This window comes from Mycobacterium sp. P4_H6 (assembly GCF_056400845.1).
Genome location: NZ_JBFUKN010000025.1, coordinates 17,010 through 32,812 on the forward strand (window position 1 = coordinate 17,010; position 15,803 = coordinate 32,812).

The 15,803-nt window shown below is 67.4% G+C and carries 15 protein-coding genes; 5 read left to right on the forward strand and 10 right to left on the reverse strand.

Going from position 1 to position 15,803, the window contains the following annotated elements; genetic code table 11:
• Positions 1-85: 85 nt before the first annotated feature.
• Positions 86-1,618 (forward strand): molybdopterin-dependent oxidoreductase, encoded by a 1,533-nt coding sequence (locus AC1DTF_RS12815; RefSeq protein ID WP_477474303.1) that lies wholly within the window; start codon positions 86-88, stop codon positions 1,616-1,618.
• On the opposite strand, the gene dosR is transcribed toward AC1DTF_RS12815, so the two are convergent.
• From dosR to narJ, 3 genes are all read right to left on the reverse strand, one after another.
• Positions 1,599-2,249: a hypoxia response regulator transcription factor DosR/DevR gene (gene dosR, locus AC1DTF_RS12820; RefSeq protein WP_477474345.1), complete on the reverse strand. Its 651-nt coding sequence runs from the start codon at positions 2,247-2,249 to the stop codon at positions 1,599-1,601. The two genes, AC1DTF_RS12815 and dosR, sit on opposite strands and share 20 nt — an antisense overlap.
• A 13-nt stretch (positions 2,250-2,262) precedes the next feature.
• A complete protein-coding gene (locus tag AC1DTF_RS12825; RefSeq protein ID WP_057166402.1) occupies positions 2,263-2,703 on the reverse strand; it encodes a pyridoxamine 5'-phosphate oxidase family protein in 441 nt (146 codons plus the stop codon).
• 91 nt (positions 2,704-2,794) lie between these two features.
• Positions 2,795-3,430: a nitrate reductase molybdenum cofactor assembly chaperone gene (gene narJ / locus AC1DTF_RS12830; RefSeq protein WP_477474346.1), complete on the reverse strand. Its 636-nt coding sequence runs from the start codon at positions 3,428-3,430 to the stop codon at positions 2,795-2,797.
• A 121-nt stretch (positions 3,431-3,551) separates the two neighbouring features.
• Between narJ and AC1DTF_RS12835 the strand changes: the two genes are divergently transcribed.
• Genes AC1DTF_RS12835 through AC1DTF_RS12845 form a run of 3 tightly spaced genes read left to right on the forward strand, consistent with a single transcriptional unit; the run spans position 3,552 to position 7,552 of the window.
• Positions 3,552-5,081 carry an ATP-dependent DNA ligase gene (locus AC1DTF_RS12835; RefSeq protein WP_477474304.1) on the forward strand — a complete coding sequence of 510 codons (1,530 nt, stop codon included), beginning with the start codon at positions 3,552-3,554 and terminating at the stop codon, positions 5,079-5,081.
• A 45-nt stretch (positions 5,082-5,126) separates the two neighbouring features.
• Positions 5,127-7,415, forward strand: coding sequence for a carbon starvation CstA family protein (locus AC1DTF_RS12840; RefSeq protein ID WP_057166210.1), 2,289 nt, complete (start codon positions 5,127-5,129; stop codon positions 7,413-7,415).
• Entirely contained in the window at positions 7,361-7,552 is a 192-nt protein-coding gene (locus AC1DTF_RS12845; RefSeq protein WP_082614031.1) for a YbdD/YjiX family protein, read from the forward strand. Before AC1DTF_RS12840 ends, AC1DTF_RS12845 begins: the two co-directional genes overlap by 55 nt.
• Here the strand turns inward: AC1DTF_RS12845 and AC1DTF_RS12850 are convergent.
• The 3 genes from AC1DTF_RS12850 to AC1DTF_RS12860 are packed head-to-tail and all read right to left on the reverse strand — an operon-like array spanning position 7,549 to position 10,687.
• Positions 7,549-8,784 carry a cytochrome P450 gene (locus AC1DTF_RS12850; protein ID WP_477474305.1) on the reverse strand — a complete coding sequence of 412 codons (1,236 nt, stop codon included), beginning with the start codon at positions 8,782-8,784 and terminating at the stop codon, positions 7,549-7,551. The two genes, AC1DTF_RS12845 and AC1DTF_RS12850, sit on opposite strands and share 4 nt — an antisense overlap.
• On the reverse strand, positions 8,781-9,644 hold the full coding sequence (locus AC1DTF_RS12855) for an SDR family oxidoreductase (protein ID WP_477474306.1): 864 nt from the start codon (positions 9,642-9,644) through the stop codon (positions 8,781-8,783). Before AC1DTF_RS12855 ends, AC1DTF_RS12850 begins: the two co-directional genes overlap by 4 nt.
• Positions 9,641-10,687 (reverse strand): LLM class F420-dependent oxidoreductase, encoded by a 1,047-nt coding sequence (locus tag AC1DTF_RS12860; RefSeq protein WP_477474307.1) that lies wholly within the window; start codon positions 10,685-10,687, stop codon positions 9,641-9,643. The genes AC1DTF_RS12855 and AC1DTF_RS12860 overlap by 4 nt, the downstream gene beginning before the upstream one ends.
• An 86-nt stretch (positions 10,688-10,773) precedes the next feature.
• Between AC1DTF_RS12860 and AC1DTF_RS12865 the strand changes: the two genes are divergently transcribed.
• Positions 10,774-12,270 carry an acyl-CoA carboxylase subunit beta gene (locus tag AC1DTF_RS12865; protein WP_477474308.1) on the forward strand — a complete coding sequence of 499 codons (1,497 nt, stop codon included), beginning with the start codon at positions 10,774-10,776 and terminating at the stop codon, positions 12,268-12,270.
• A 54-nt stretch (positions 12,271-12,324) separates the two neighbouring features.
• Here AC1DTF_RS12865 and AC1DTF_RS12870 read toward each other — a convergent pair whose 3' ends face one another.
• The 4 genes from AC1DTF_RS12870 to AC1DTF_RS12885 all read right to left on the reverse strand — a co-directional run bounded on the left by AC1DTF_RS12870 (position 12,325) and on the right by AC1DTF_RS12885 (position 15,743).
• Positions 12,325-13,182 (reverse strand): DUF559 domain-containing protein, encoded by an 858-nt coding sequence (locus AC1DTF_RS12870; RefSeq protein WP_477474309.1) that lies wholly within the window; start codon positions 13,180-13,182, stop codon positions 12,325-12,327.
• Between the two features lie 91 nt (positions 13,183-13,273).
• Positions 13,274-14,311, reverse strand: coding sequence for a TIGR03857 family LLM class F420-dependent oxidoreductase (locus AC1DTF_RS12875; RefSeq protein ID WP_477474310.1), 1,038 nt, complete (start codon positions 14,309-14,311; stop codon positions 13,274-13,276).
• Positions 14,308-14,679 (reverse strand): nuclear transport factor 2 family protein, encoded by a 372-nt coding sequence (locus AC1DTF_RS12880; protein WP_477474311.1) that lies wholly within the window; start codon positions 14,677-14,679, stop codon positions 14,308-14,310. The genes AC1DTF_RS12875 and AC1DTF_RS12880 overlap by 4 nt, the downstream gene beginning before the upstream one ends.
• Positions 14,676-15,743, reverse strand: a complete 1,068-nt coding sequence (locus AC1DTF_RS12885) for a phosphotransferase (RefSeq protein ID WP_477474312.1) — start codon at positions 15,741-15,743, stop codon at positions 14,676-14,678. The genes AC1DTF_RS12880 and AC1DTF_RS12885 overlap by 4 nt, the downstream gene beginning before the upstream one ends.
• Positions 15,744-15,803: the final 60 nt, after the last annotated feature.

Genomic DNA, 15,803 nt, shown 5'->3' on the forward strand with positions numbered 1-15,803 from the left:
ATAAAGCGGTCAGAATGTAACGCTACGTTCCGACGTCACAGTACGGTAAGCCTTTCGGGAACTTCGCTGGGCTAGCGTGGTCAGCGTGACTTCCCCCTCCCCCGGCACCCGCATTCTCAGCGGAATCGCGGCCGCCGCGGTGACCCTCGGCGTCAGCGCACTGGTGGCAGTCCCGCTCGGCTCCTCCGCCGACGCCCGCAACGCCATCGGGTCCACCGTCATCGACCTGACCCCTGGTCCGGTCAAGGAGTGGGCGATCCAGACCTTCGGCACCTCCGACAAGCTGTTCCTGGCGGTGGCGGTGCTGCTGGCCATCGCCGTGCTGGCCGCGATCGCCGGGTTGGCCGAGCGGCGCCGGGTCCCGATCGGCAGCGTCATGTTCGCCGCCGCCGCGACGGCCGGCTGTGTGGCGGTGCTGACCCGCCCCGGATCCACTCCGGTCGACGTGATCCCGACCGCGGTCGGCGGTGTGGCCGGCATCCTGGTCCTGCGTTTCCTGACCTCCGGGCGGTTGAGCGACGGGACCGCCCACGAATCCGCCGAAGCAGACCCCGGCCGCCGGTTGTCGCTGGCCGCGCTCGGCCTGCTCGGTCTCGGCGTACTCGGCGGGGCGGTCGGCTCGGTGTGGTCGCGGCGGGTGCATTCGGTGGCCGATGACCGCGAGGCGTTCACCCCACCGAAGATCGCCAAGCCCGCGCCGCCGCTGCCGCCCGGTGTTCAGCCCGCCGGCGTCGACCTGAGCACATTCGTCACCGACAACGCCGAGTTCTACCGCATCGACACCGCATTGAGCGTGCCGCAACTGTCGCGTGAGGGCTGGAAACTGCGCATCCACGGCATGGTCGACAACGAAAAGACCTTCACCTTCGCCGATCTCGAACAGTTCGAACTGATCGAGCAGATGGTGACGCTGGCCTGTGTGTCCAATCCGGTCGGCGGTGATCTCGTCGGCAACGCGGTCTGGGGCGGGTACCGCGTGCGGGATCTGCTGGCGGCGGCCGGGGTCTCCCCCGACGCCGATATGGTGCTCTCGAAATCCAGCGACGGGTTCACCGCGGGCACCCCGACCGAGGCCATGACCGACGATCGGGATTCGCTGCTGGCCATCACGATGAACGGTCAGCCGCTGCCGATCGAACACGGCTACCCTGCCCGCCTGGTGGTGCCGGGCCTGTACGGCTACGTCTCGGCCACCAAGTGGGTGGTCGATCTGGAGTTGACGAGATTCGATCGCGCCGAAGGTTATTGGACACCGCTGGGCTGGTCCGAGCGTGGTCCGATCAAGACGCAGTCCCGTGTCGAGGTGCCGCGCAGTGGGCAGGACGTCCCGGCCGGGCCGGTCCGGTTCGGCGGGGTCGCGTGGGCCCAGCCGCGCGGTGTGCGTGCGGTCGAGGTCCGCATCGACGAGGGCCCCTGGCAGCAGGCCACTCTCGGGGCGGCGTACTCGGATGACACCTGGCGGCTGTGGAGTTTCGACTGGCAGGCCGATCAGACCGGGCCGCATCTGATCGCGGTACGGGCCACCGACAACACCGGCTATGTGCAGACCGAGGAGATGGCCGACGTCGTCCCCGACGGCGCCACCGGCTGGCACACCGTCAGCTTCTCGGTGGTCTGACTCCCTGCTCCAGCTTCGACGCGAAAACCGCTGCCTGCGTTCGGCGTTGCATGCCCAGCTTCGCCAATAGCCGGGACACGTAGTTCTTCACCGTCTTCTCGGCGAGGAACATGCGCGCGGCGATCTGGCGGTTGGTCAGGCCCTCCGAGAGTAGATGCAGCAGTGTGCGTTCCTGCTCGGTGAGCCCGGTCAGCGGGTCATCGCGTTCGGCCGCGCCGCGCAGGTTGGCCATCAACGCCGCGGCGGCCCGGTTGTCCAGCAGCGACCGCCCCGCACCGACATCCTTGATGGCCCTTGCCAATTCGAGTCCCTTGATGTCCTTGATGACATACCCGCTGGCGCCTGCCAGGATCGCATCCAGCATGGCCTCGTCGGAGGTGAACGATGTCAGCATCAGGCACCGCAGTTCCGGCAGGTCCGAGAGCAGGTCACGGCACAGCTCGATGCCGTTGCCGTCGGGCAACCGCACGTCGAGTACCGCCACATCCGGGCGGGCGGCGGGCACGCGGGCCAGCGCCTCGGCGACCGTGCCCGCTTCGCCGACGACCTCCAGGTCGGGATCGGATCCGAGCAGGTCGATGAGACCGCGGCGGACGACCTCGTGATCGTCGACCAGGAACACCTTCACCACCGGCATGACTCCATCATGGCCGGTACCGCGGCGCAGCGGCCTCGCGGAACTCCCGCCCGGTCATCCGGTCGGTCCGGATCCGGATGAAATGATCCCGTCGGCCCTGCGCCCAGGGCTCGATGAAGGTGCCGGCGACATCCACCAGATCGTCGACCCCGGTGATGGGTTCGGCGTGCCCGACCACCGTCACGCTCCAACCGTTGCGCAGGTCAGGGTCCAGCACGTCGGCTTCGAAGGCGACCACCTGGTGGGCGGTGGCCGCGTGCAGCTTGGGCCCGCCGGCCACCCGGATCACCACATCGTCGCGCCATACCCGGAAGTTGACGGGCTGGATCGCGGGCAACGCGTCCTCGGTGAACACCAGCCTGCCGACCCGCACCTGCACCAGCCGATCCAGGCACTGCCTGCGGTTGAGAACGTCGAGCTGCGTTCCGTGCGTCGTGACAGCGGACATCGTGGCCACCTCCCTGGGGCGGCGTGCATGTGTCGCCGCGTCGACCTCCAGTGTCGGGGACAACGGGGGTGCGCGACAGGGCCAAAGGTCCTCAGTTCGGCGGAACGTCCAGGTGAACGTGTTGCGTGCCAACCGTTTCGGCAGCCGCTCCGCTGCCGGGCACGCTGCGGACTTCTTCGGCGCCGACCTCGGGAAGTGTCGCGCAGACCGCGGCGACGGCGTGGGCGTACGGCGAACCGGCGTCGCTGAGTGCCCGTTGTAGCGCCGCGATCGGCACCCGGTGCTCGACCAACAGCTGCCGGCCCCCCTCCGGGTCGACATGCGCGGCGAACTCCAGCACCGCCGCGAGATGGTCGGGCATGACGCCGGCGGGCGGCGGCACCCCGCCCGCACGATAGGCATCCACGAACGCTTGCCGATGCACGGCCCGTTCGCGGTTGTCGTCGGAGATCCAGTGCGTGAGCAGCAGGCTGCAATGCTTGCGCCGGCCGAACGTATGCGTGTGATCGAGAACTGCTGCCCCGGTGTCGAGGTTCCGCAGTGCGGCGGTGGTCCGGCCCAGCAGTATCGCGAACCCGGCATCGAGGTGTCCGAGCATTTCCTCGACCGTCGCCAGCCGGGCCGGGAACCGCTCGTCGGGCCGTTTCAGCAGCAGCGCGCTGCCCTGCCACACCGTCCGGTGTTGCAGCACGACGGAAGGTCGGCCGTGCTCACGGCCTCGCTTCATGAACGGCGCTCCCGGATGGCGGGCCGATTCCACGGTGTCACACCTCTAAGGGAACCACTGAACTGCCTGCTGAGCACGTTTTCCCTCGTTTTGTGTCGGAGCGCGGTGGCAGGCTGGACCGATGCTGCTCGCCGAGATCGCGACCACCTCGACGGAGGTGGGTTCCCTGTCGTCGCGCCTGGCCAAGGTCAACCGGGTCGCGGCGGTACTGTCCGCGGCCGGCACCCCCGCCGACATCGGTGTGGTGGTGGCGTGGCTGTCCGGGGAGCTGCCGCAGCGTCAGATCGGCGTCGGCTGGGCCTCGCTGCGCACCCTGCCGGACCCGGCCGCCACCGCCACCCTCACCGTGGACGGGGTCGATGCGACGTTCTCGGCGCTCAAGGGGCTGGCCGGGCCCGGTTCGCAGGCCCGTCGCGCGGAGCATCTCGGCGCGCTGTTCGGCGCCGCCACCGCTGATGAGCAGCAGTTCCTACGGCGGCTGCTGGCCGGCGAGTTACGCCAGGGGGCGCTGGCCGGGGTCATGGTCGACGCCGTCGCCAAGGCCGCCGCGGTACCGGTGGCTGCGGTGCGGCGAGCGGCCATGCTGGCCGGGGATCTGCCGGTCGTCGCGGCCGCCGCCCTCAGCGGTGGGGAGCCGGCGCTGGGTCAGTTCACCCTTCAGGTCGGCCGCCCGATCGGACCGATGCTGGCCCAGACCGCGACCTCGGTCGGGGACGCGCTCGACAAACTCGGCGGCACAGCGCTGTTCGAATCCAAGCTCGACGGTGCCCGGGTGCAGGTCCATCGCGCCGGCGATACCGTCTCGATCTACACCCGCAGCCTCGACGATGTGACCGCACGCCTGCCCGAGGTCGTCGCGGCCACGCTGGCGCTCCCGGTCACCGATCTCATCGCCGACGCGGAGGCCATCGCGCTGCGCCCCGATGGACGGCCGCACCGCTTCCAGGTCACCGCGTCCCGGTTCGGTACCCGCTCCGTTGAGCTGGGCCGCGAGCCTCTGTCGGTGTTCTTCTTCGACCTGCTGCACCGCGACGGCACGGACCTGCTGGACCTGCCGATGACCGAACGCCTCGCCGCGCTGGACGAAGTGGTGCCCGAGAAGCAGCGGATGCAGCGCCTGCACACCTCAGACCCTGCTGCCGCGCAACAATTTCTGGATTCGACGCTCGCCGCGGGCCACGAGGGTGTGATGGCCAAGGACCCGGCCGCCGCCTACGCCGCGGGCCGGCGCGGCGCGGCCTGGCTGAAGGTCAAACCGGTGCACACCCTGGATCTGGTGGTGCTGGCCGTGGAGTGGGGTTCCGGGCGGCGCACCGGCACGCTGTCGAACATCCACCTCGGCGCCCGCGACCCGCAGTCCGGGGGCTTTGTCATGTTGGGCAAGACGTTCAAGGGCATGACCGACGAGATGCTGGCCTGGCAGACCCGGCGGTTCACCGAGCTCGCCGACGGGCCTACCGACGGCTATGTCGTGAAGGTGCGGCCCGAGCAGGTCGTGGAGATCGCCTACGACGGTGTGCAGGGGTCGACCCGGTATCCGGGCGGGATGGCACTGCGGTTCGCCCGGGTGCTGCGCTACCGCGACGACAAGAACGCCGCCCAGGCCGACACGGTCGACACCGTCCGTGAACACTACGAACGCAACGGATGACCGGAAAGTCCCGTTGCGGCCTATCTCCGGTGCAAGGATCAACGCATGGCTTCACCACGCGCACCGGAGCGCCTCGAAGAACATGACGGCGACATCACCTACATCCGCACCGACAAGGATCTGCCGCCGGTAGCGATCGTCGACCGGTCTCCCATCACCGCCAAGCACCGCATCATCTTCGGATTGGTGGCGGTGCTGGGCGCCGTCGCATGGGCGATCATCGCGTTCTTCCGCGGCGAGACCATCAACGCGGTGTGGTTCGTCATCGCCGCGATCTGCACCTACGTCATCGGCTTCCGGTTCTACGCCCGGTTGATCGAGATGAAGATCGTCAAGCCGCGCGATGAGGTCGCCACCCCGGCAGAGGTGTTCGAGAACGGCACCGACTACATGCCGACGGACCGACGGGTGCTGTTCGGGCACCACTTCGCCGCCATCGCCGGAGCCGGACCGCTGGTCGGCCCGGTGCTGGCGATGCAGATGGGCTATCTGCCCGGCACCATCTGGATCATCATCGGCGCGCTGGTCGCCGGCTGCGTCCAGGACTATCTGGTGCTGTCGATCTCGGTGCGCAGGCGCGGACGGTCACTGGGCCAGATGGCCAAGGACGAACTCGGCGTGGTGGGCGGCGCCGCGGCCATCGTCGGCGTGCTGGTCATCATGGTGATCCTGCTCGCGGTGCTGGCGCTGGTCGTGGTGAACGCCCTCGCCGAGAGCCCGTGGGGCGTGTTCTCCATCGCCATGACCATCCCGATCGCCATCTTCATGGGCCTGTATCTGCGCTTCCTGCGGCCCGGCCGGGTCTCGGAGGTGTCGCTGATCGGTGTGGTGCTGCTGTTGCTCGCCGTCGTCTCCGGCGGCTGGGTGGCCGAAACCCAATGGGGCACCGACTGGTTCACGCTGTCGAAGGTGGCGTTGTCGTGGTGCATCATCATCTACGGCCTGGCCGCCTCGGTGCTGCCGGTGTGGCTGCTGCTGGCTCCGCGCGACTATCTGTCGACGTTCATGAAGGTCGGCACCATCGCACTGCTGGCGGTCGGCATCCTGGTGGCCCGGCCGATCATGGAGGCGCCGGCGATCTCGTCGTTCGCCACCAGCGGCACCGGCCCCGTCTTCGCCGGCTCCCTGTTCCCGTTCCTGTTCATCACCATCGCCTGCGGCGCGCTGTCGGGTTTCCATTCGCTGATCTCCTCGGGCACCACGCCCAAGCTGCTGGAGAAGGAAAGCCAGATGCGCCTCATCGGCTACGGCGGCATGCTCACCGAGTCGTTCGTCGCGATCATGGCGCTGATCACCGCAGCCATCCTCAACCAGCACCTCTACTTCGTGATGAACGCGCCTGCCGCGTCGACCGGGACGACCGCGCAGACCGCCGCCGACTACGTCAACGGGCTGGGACTGTCCGGGCCCGATATCACCGCCGACGAGATCACCGGCGCGGCAGCCGGTGTCGGCGAGGAGTCGATCGTCTCCCGCACCGGCGGTGCCCCGACCCTGGCCTTCGGCATGTCCGAGGTGCTGCACCAGGTGTTCGGCGGGGAGAGCCTCAAAGCGTTCTGGTATCACTTCGCGATCATGTTCGAGGCGCTGTTCATCCTCACCACCGTCGACGCGGGCACCCGGGTGGCGCGCTTCATGCTCTCCGATGCCCTGGGCAACCTCGGCGGTCCGCTGAAGAAGCTGCAGAATCCGAGCTGGCGGGTCGGCGCCTGGATCTGCAGTCTGGTCGTGGTGCTCGCCTGGGGCAGCATCCTGCTGATGGGCGTGACCGACCCGCTGGGCGGCATCAACACGCTCTTCCCGCTGTTCGGTATCGCCAACCAGCTGTTGGCGGCCATCGCCCTGACGGTCGTCACCGTGGTGATCATCAAACGCGGCCTGCTGAAATGGGCCTGGATACCCGGGGTTCCGCTGCTGTGGGATCTCGTGGTGACGATGACGGCGTCATGGCAGAAGATCTTCTCCGGCGACCCAAAGGTCGGTTACTGGACTCAGCACTTCCAGTACCGCAACGCCAAGGATGCGGGCCAGGCGACGTTCGGCGCCGCGAAGAATCCCGATCAGATCGACGCCGTAATCCGGAACACCTTCATACAGGGCACACTGTCGATCGTGTTCGCGGTCCTGGTGATCATCGTGGTCGCCGCGGGTGTCATCATGGCGCTCAAGGCGATCCGCGGCACGGGCCGGCCGCTGACCGAGGACGAACCGGTGCCCTCGCGCATCTTCGCGCCCTCCGGGATGATCCCCACCGCTGCCGAGAAGGAGGTGCAAAAGCAATGGGACGCGCTACCGAAATCGCACGCCAGATCGGTTGGTACTGGTCATCATTGATGGGCGACAACCACTACCGGCGCTACGTCGAGCACCTCGATCGTGTGCACCCCGGTGCGCCGGTGCCCACCGAACGGGAGTACTGGCGGATGCGCCACGCGGCGACCGAGGCCAACCCGCAGTCGCGCTGCTGCTAGCTCACCCGGTACCGGATCGGCAGGTGCTTGAGCCCGCCGACGAACGTGGTCGCGACGTGCGCCGGGGTGCCGGTCAACTCGACCGACTCCAGCCGCGGTAGCAGCGCGGAGAAGAAGCTGTTCACCTCGAGGCGGGCCAGGGCCGCACCCAGACAGAAGTGCACGCCGTACCCGAAGGCAATGTGCTTGTTGGGATCCCGGCCGATGTCGAACCGGAAGGGCTCACCGAAGACGTCTTCGTCACGGTTGGCCGATACGTAGGACAGCAGCACCGAGTCTCCCGCCGCGATGCGCGCCCCGCGGATCTCATAGTCGCGCTGGGCCGTTCGCATGAACTCTTTGACGGGGGTGGTCCACCGGATCATCTCCTCGACGGCCAGCGGCATCAGGGCGGGATTCTGGCGCAGCCGGGCCAGTTGATCCGGGTGCTCGATCAGCGCATGCATGCCGCCGGAGATGYTGGCGCTCGACGTATCGTGGCCGGCCGCAGCGAGAATCGCGTAGTAGGACACGGTGGCGATGTCATCGAGCGGTTCGCCGTTGATGGTTGCGTTCGCGATGGTCGAGGCCAGATCATCGGTGGGGTTCGCCCGCCGGGATGCGGTGAGCTCGGTGAAGTACTGGAACATCTCGAGCAGCGCCAGCCCCCGCTCCTCCATGCTCTGGCCGCGCTGGAATTCTTCGTCGTCATTGCCGAACAACTCCTGCGTCCAGCGCAACAGTGACGCGAAGTCCGCTTCCGGCACGCCCAGCAGGGTCATGATCATGTACAGCGGGTAGTTGACCGCCACCTGCTGCACGAAATCGCACTCCGGACCTTCGGCCGCCATCGTGTCGACGAACTGTACGGCCAACTCGTCGGCGCGTTCCTTCAGAGCGCGCATCGCCTTGGGCCGGAACCAGTTCGCCCCGATGGCGCGGAAATCCCGGTGCTGCGGGTCGTCCATGTGGATCAACGTCTTGATACCGATGGCGGCCTGCTGTTCATCGGCTTCCCTGGTGACCAGCACGGGCCGCGGCGAGTTGGTGAAGATGTCGTTGGCGCGCTCGATCTCCATGATGTCGGCGTGCTTGGTGACGGCCCAGAACGGCGCGTAGCCGGGCACATCCACCCACGACACCGGCGCGTGGGCGCGCAGATGCGTCAGCGCGCCGTGCAGTCCGGCCTCATCGGTATAGGCCTTCGGATCCGCGAGTACCTTCGCTGCGTCGTCCATGGTCGGAATGCTCACCGGTCTGCTCCTCGTTGTTCCGTGCTCACGACGCCGAGTGCGTCCTGCGCCCGCTGCTCATATCCCGACCGCGCGGTGGTGTCGAATTCCAGGAACACCTTGTCGGTGCCGAAGCGCCGGCCCACCCAGCGCCGGCCGCGCGGGCCGAGCAGCCCGATCGGGCCCAGCACGAACCGGATGCCACCGGGCACGGTGACATGGGTCTTCGGCTTGTCGAGCGCCCTGACGATCGCTGCCGCGATCGCCGCGGGTTCGACGGGCTTGTTGGTCCTGGTCTGCGCGGTGCCCGCGATCAGCTCGGTGCGGGTGAACGGCGGCATCACCACGCTGACCTGGATGCCCCGCGCGGCGAACTCGTCGGCCATCGCGCTCGACAGGCTGATCACCGCGGATTTCGTTCCGGCATAGACGGTCTGGCCCGGCACCGGCATCAGACCGGCCAGCGACGCGACGTTGATAATGTGGCCGCCTCCGCGTTCGATCATCTCGGGAAGCACCAGTTGGCAACCGGTGACCACGCCGTAGAAGTTGACCTCGATCGCCGATCTCAACGCCTGCTCGCCCTGATCGAGAAAACCGCCGATGGGCATCACACCGGCGTTGTTGATCAGCACGTCGATGGGACCCCCACCGCGCGCCTTGTCCAGGAAGACCGCGAACGAGTCCCGGTCGGTGACATCGAGCGGATATCCCTCGACACCGCCGCCCAGGGACTGCACCGCGCTCTCCAGCACGGCGACATCACGATCCCCGATCACCACCCGGGCGCCGCGATCGCGCAGTGCGCGCGCTGTCGCAAACCCGATACCACGGGCCGCACCCGTGATGACGACAACCTTGCCGTCGATTCTGTCGGTCATGATTGGTCCTCTGCCAATGACTTTCGAACATCACCGAGCACCGTCGCGATCGCGTTCTCCGACATTCCCGCCGGAAATCCGGGCAGCACCCGGTCGATCGCACCCGCACAGCGCCGCACCAGGGCGTCGGCGACATCGGGCAATTCGGCGACGACGGCGAACGCGGCCAGCACGTCGTCATCGACCAGCGTCGCCATGGTGTCCCACTGCCCCAGCCGCGACAGCCGGTGCAACTCGGTGTGCAGATCGCCCCAGCCGTGCAGCTCGAGCACCTTGCGGTAGGCCGGCGTCGAACCGTAGAAGGCCAACTGCTTTCGGTGCGCGGCCGCCGAGGCCTCGAACTGCTCGGCGTTCTCACCGGTCACCACGAACACCGGGCAGGACAGCTCGAAGGTCTCCCGGGACCGGCCCGCGGCGTCGAGTCCGGACTGCAGGGCAGGCGCGGTCACCTCGTCGAGGTAGCGGCGGGTGGTGAAGGCATGCGCGATGAGGCCGTCGGCGACCTCACCCGCGGTCCGTGTCATCAGATCACCGACCGCGGCGATGAATATCGTCGGCACCCCGTGCGGTTGCGGCTCGGGAGTGAACATCGGCGTCATCAATTTGTGCGTGTAGAACTCGCCCTCGAAGCTCAGCCGTGAACCGTCCTGCCACGTCGCCCAGATGGCGTGTACCGCAGCGACGAACTCCCGCATCCGGCGTGCCGGATGACTCCACGGCATTCCGTAGCGCTTCTCGATGTGYGCCTGCACCTGGGTACCGAGACCGAGGATGAACCGCCCTTGGGAGTAGGTGTTCAGATCCCAGCCGAGGTTGGCGATCAGCATCGGGTTACGCGCGAACGCCACCGCGATGCTGGTGCCCAGCTGCAGCCGGGAGGTGTGTTCGGCGGCCAGCAGCAGCGGCAGGAACGGGTCATGGGCGAGCTCGCCGGTCCAGCAGCCGTCGTAGCCCTGCAGTTCGATCTCCCGGGCTCGCGCGGGAACAACGGTGAGGTCGCTCGGGATACCGCGATCGATGCTCAGCCGGGCGACATTACCCATGCCGGGGACGCTACAGTAAGCAATTCAGTATGGTCAATCAGTATGGTCACAGGGATAACGACGGTTACCGAGAACAGGACCGGTGTATGACGAACGCTTCCGACTGGCAGGACACGCTCGACGACCTCGACCGCCGTCGTCAGCACAGCCTGGCGATGGGCGGCGAAGAGCGCGTCGCCAAGCATCACGCCAAGGGCAAGCTGGACGTGCGAGCCCGTATCGACCGACTGTTGGACGCAGGCACTTTCCGTGAATTCGGCACCTTCGCCGGCGGTGAGATCGCCGCCGACGGCATCGTCACCGGATCCGGCCTGATCAACGGCGCACCGGTGATGGTGGGCGCCGAGGACTTCACCACCCTGGCCGGCAGCATCGGCTCCACCGGCAACGCCAAGCGCTACCGGCTGGCCGAACTCGCAGTGCGCGACAAGATCCCGTTGGTGATGCTGCTCGAGGGCGCCGGGTTCCGCCCCACCGGCGCGCACTACGGCCGCACCCCCACCGACCTCATCGCCCAGGCGCAGTGCTCGGGCCGGGTGCCGACGGTCGCCGCGGTGCTGGGCCCGTCGGCCGGACACGGCGCCCTGGTCGCCCCGGTCAGCGACTTCCGCATCATGAGCAGTCAGGGCGCCATCTTCACCGCCGGGCCTCCGGTGGTGAAGGAGTCCACCGGAGAGGACATCACCAAGGAGGACCTCGGCGGGCCGGCGGTCGCGCTGCACAGCGGGGTGATCCACAACCACGCCGACACCGATGAAGCCGTCATCGACGATATCCGCCGCTACCTGGCCTACTTCCCGTCCAGCGCCTGGTCCTATCCCGACCAACTGCCCTATGACGAAGACGCCGAACCGCGGCCCACCCCGGAACTGCTCGACATCATCTCGCGCGACAACCGCCGCGTGTACAACATGCGCTCGGTGCTCGACATCCTGTTCGACAACACCGACTGGTTCGAAGTCCAGCCACAGTTCGGCAAGGCCATCATCTGCGCGCTCGCCCACCTGGGCGGGCACCCGGTCGCCGTGGTCGCCAATCAGCCCAATGTGCTGGCCGGCTCGATCGACGCCGACGCCGCCGACAAGGCAGCGCATTTCATCATGGTGGCCGACTCCTTCCACCTGCCCATCGTGTTCCTCGCCGACAACCCCGGCATGCTGCCGGGTAGCCGCTCGGAGCGGACCGGCGTGCTGCGCGCGGGTGCCCGGATGTTCGCGGCGCAGACGGCAGCGACGACGCTCAAGCTCCATGTGACGTTGCGCAAGGCCTACGGGTTCGGCTCGATGGTGATGTCGCTGTTGGGATTCGACAGTCAGGAGGCGACGTTCGCCTTCCCGGGGGCCACCATGGGCGCGATGAGCGCGGCGGCGTTGTCGAAGGCCTCACACGCCGAGGCGGATCTGTCCGCGCAGCTGCGCGATGCCGAACTGTCCGCGTCCTTCCGGTCCGCGGACCATCTCGGTTTCGACGAGCTGATCGACCCGCGCGAGACCCGCGATCAGCTGCTCGACGCGTTGCGCCGGGGACTGCGCGCCCGTCAGGCCGCCGCCGAACCGGTGCAGCGCACGGTGATCCTCCCCTAGCCCCTGCGATTTGTGGTGTTTTCGTCGGAACCAATCCGACGAAAACTCCACAAGTCACCGCGTGAGTGCGTGTGCGATCTGCGCGATGACGCGATCGGGGTACTCGGTGAGGTCCAGCCAGGTGAATCGCAGCACCTGGAAGCCGGCCAGAATAAGGGCATTCTGACGCACCCGGTCGTGATTGAAAACGGCTGCGTCACTGTGGAATGCCCAGCCATCGACTTCCAGGATCAGCTTCGCGTCGGGAAACGCGTAGTCGACTGTGTACCCGGCCACCCGGTGATTGGCCTTCCACCCGGTGATCCCGGCCTGGCGAAGGAGCGTCGCGAGCAGGCGTTCGGCCGCGGATCGGGTTCCGTCCTCGGCAGCCCTCAGCAGGCGTCGCGCGGCCGGTGAACCGTGGCGGCCTGTGTTGTTGAGGTGGGCCTTCCACAGCGCGGGTAGTTCGACATGCCGTTGCAGGGCGGAGTCCATCAGTTTGGCACCCCCACCGCGACGAACGGCGGCTTCGACGACCGTCAGTGGCAGCGCCGTCACGCGCAAGTCGTCCCGTTCGATCACCTCGGCCGGATCGAGATCGCGACGACGCAACCTGGTCCCGGGCTGGAGACGCAGCCGGCAGTCCCGCGGCACGGTCACTTCGACGATCTCGGGCGCGAACTGTGTGAGGCGCTGCCACCAGGCCCCGGTCAGGCCGCTGGCGACGGCTCGGTGACCGTAAGCCCACACCCCGGCACGAATTCGTGCCCGTTCGGTGAATTCGCGGTCATCCGCAAAGTACACACCACGAGCGCATTGCCGCCAGGCGCCGGTGCGCACCCGGTAGTGCACGTCGTCCCGTCCGAGCCCGACGTCCTGTGCCTGGGCAAGCGTGATGACGCCGTCATGGTCGCGCAGTAGGTCAGCCAGCACACTGATTTGGACGCAGCATCCGGTCGATCGGTTCCCCACATCGCGGTTTGTGGAGTGCTCGTCGGAATGGTTCCGACGAAAACTCCACAAATCACTGTCGGTAGGCCCTCACGATCGGTTCGAGCTCGTCCGGGGTCGCGCCGTGCATGATGACCGCGTCCGCGCCGTAGTCGAACTCCTTGCGGATCCGGTCCACACACTGCTGCGCCGTACCGGTCGCCGACGGTTCCAGCCACTCGTCGGGAATCAGGGTGGCGATGTGCTCGATCTGTTCGGCTGTGCCCTTGTGGTCGATTCCGCCGCCGATGGACTGCACCACGGGGTCGTCGCGGAAGCGTTGCAGCACTGCGGGATCCCAGCCGTTCGTGTTGACCAGCAAATCGCCGTAACCCTGCAGGTAGGTGGCGAGCCGCGCCACGGTCTTCTTCAGCCGCAGTTCCTCGGGCAGGTGATCGCCGACGGTGGCGAAACAGGACCACACCCGTACGTCGTCGGGATTGCGGCCGGCCTGCTCGGCGGCGTCCTTGACCGTCTTCACCGCGCGCTGCAGGGTCTCCGGCGTGAAGTAGGTGTGCAGGATGACATCGTCGAATTCGCGGCCACCGAGCGCGAGGGTCTGCGGCCCGAACGCCACGATCGCCAGCCGGATGTCCTCCTTGAAGTCGGGGTCCAGGAACAGCAGCTGATACTTGCCGATCGGACCGTCGTGATTGAAGATCAGCTCGCCGTGCCACAACCGGCGCATCACCTGAGCGAAATCCTCCATCTGCGCCGTCGTCACCGGCGGCACGCCGAAGGCCCCGTACATCGCCGCGATCCCGCGGCCGAGCCCGAGGGTGAACCGGCCACCGGACAGCCGGTGCATGGTGGTGGCCCACGACCCGGTGATGAGTGGGTGGCGGGTGTTGTGATTGGTTGCGGCGGTGGCGATCTGCATGCGGCTCGTGACAGCCAGGGCGGCACCGGTGAGCGACGACGCCTCCTTGACGTTCCAGCGCTCGGAGATGAACCCGGTGCCGAATCCGAGTTCCTCGCCGCGGCGGGCCTCGTCCATCAGCGTGGCCGGACCCTCACCGCCGGCTCCCGCCAGCAGGTAGTAGCCCAGCTCGTCCAGTACCTTCTCGGTCACGCCCACACTCCTTGTTTGTAGCCACAGTTCCAGACGTCGGTGATCCGCCCGTCGATCACCCGGAAGATCTCCATACTGCCGATGGTCGTCTCGGTGCCGTCGGTGAGCCTGATCGGCGACTGGTACACGATCGCCACATGCTCGCCGTCGTCCCCGGCAACCACCAGGTTCAGATCGAACCGGATGCTCTCGAACATCGCCCAGTGGTCCACTACCCTGCTGACCGCCTCGGCGTGGGTCAGCACCGTGACCTCACCGACGTCGTGACGGGTGACGGTGTCCCCCAACAGTTCATCGGCCAGCGCGAAGTCACGCTCGTTCCACACCACCAGGTTGTACTGCTCGACGACCTCACGGGCGGTTCTCATACGTCGAACTCCTCCAGTGCCGCGATCTCGTCGATGGCGGCGACTGCCCGGTCGATCAGGGTGACGCAGAGCCGTCGCGATCGCTCGGGCACCACATCCCAGGTCAGCAGCGCCACCACCGGCATGAACAGCAGCAGCGCGACGGCGAAGCGGTAGTCCCGCCATGCCTGCTCGAACTCGTAGTCGGTGACCCCGCGGCTTCTCAGCGCGGCAACGTACTCACGGACCAGCGCATCGTCCTTTCCCCGGCGCACCGATGTGGGCAGTCCCTGGCTCACCAGGTAGGCGATATCGGCGGCACCCGCACCCCGCACCGCGAGCTGGAAGTCGACGATCTTGAGCTCGTCGCCCCGGAAGAAGAGATTGTCCGCGCGGATGTCCCCGTGCAGCAGCATCGTCCGCTGCGACAGCGCATCCAGTGCCTGCGGCGCCAGTTCGGCGAACCGGTCCGCGAAGCGCGCCACTGCGGGCGGCACCGGCTGACCCGTCTTCTCCAGGTAGAGCTGCCAACCCGGGGTGAAGGCCGGCAGGAACAGGTCGCGGGTCAGTGGGTTGTCGATATTCGGAAACTCCTGCAGACCAACGGTTTGTGGGTTCCGCTGCGACCAGGCGTGCAGATCGGCCAGCGCGGCGATACACAGCGTGGTGCGTTCGATCGACAGCCCGGCCAGGTGGTCGGCGTTGTCCCACTCGCACAGATCCTCCAGCACCAGCACGAAGGTGTCACCGTCGATGCGCGCCACATGGCAGGCGGGCGTGGAGATCGGGGCCTCAGGTGCGATGTGACGGTAGAACGCCAGCTCCCTGCGGTATCCGCCGAGCAGTTCCATACCGCCGCGCGCCTCCGAGTCCGCGGGCAGCTTCACGATCACCGACGCAGGCAGGGTGGAATCGCCGCTCAGCGCCACGCGATACAGCCGCGCGGAGAACCCGGTGTCCTCGGCGATCCGATGCGCCTGCACCGAGGTGACGGTCGCATCTGCGGGCAACGCGTCGGTGAGCCACCGCGCGGTGATCTCGTCGATGCTCGACGGGACCGCAACGGGTACAGCGGGTGATGTCATCCTTGACCTCCGCAGAAATTTGACGCTCGACAACTAAGTTAGTTGTCGAGCGTCTAATAT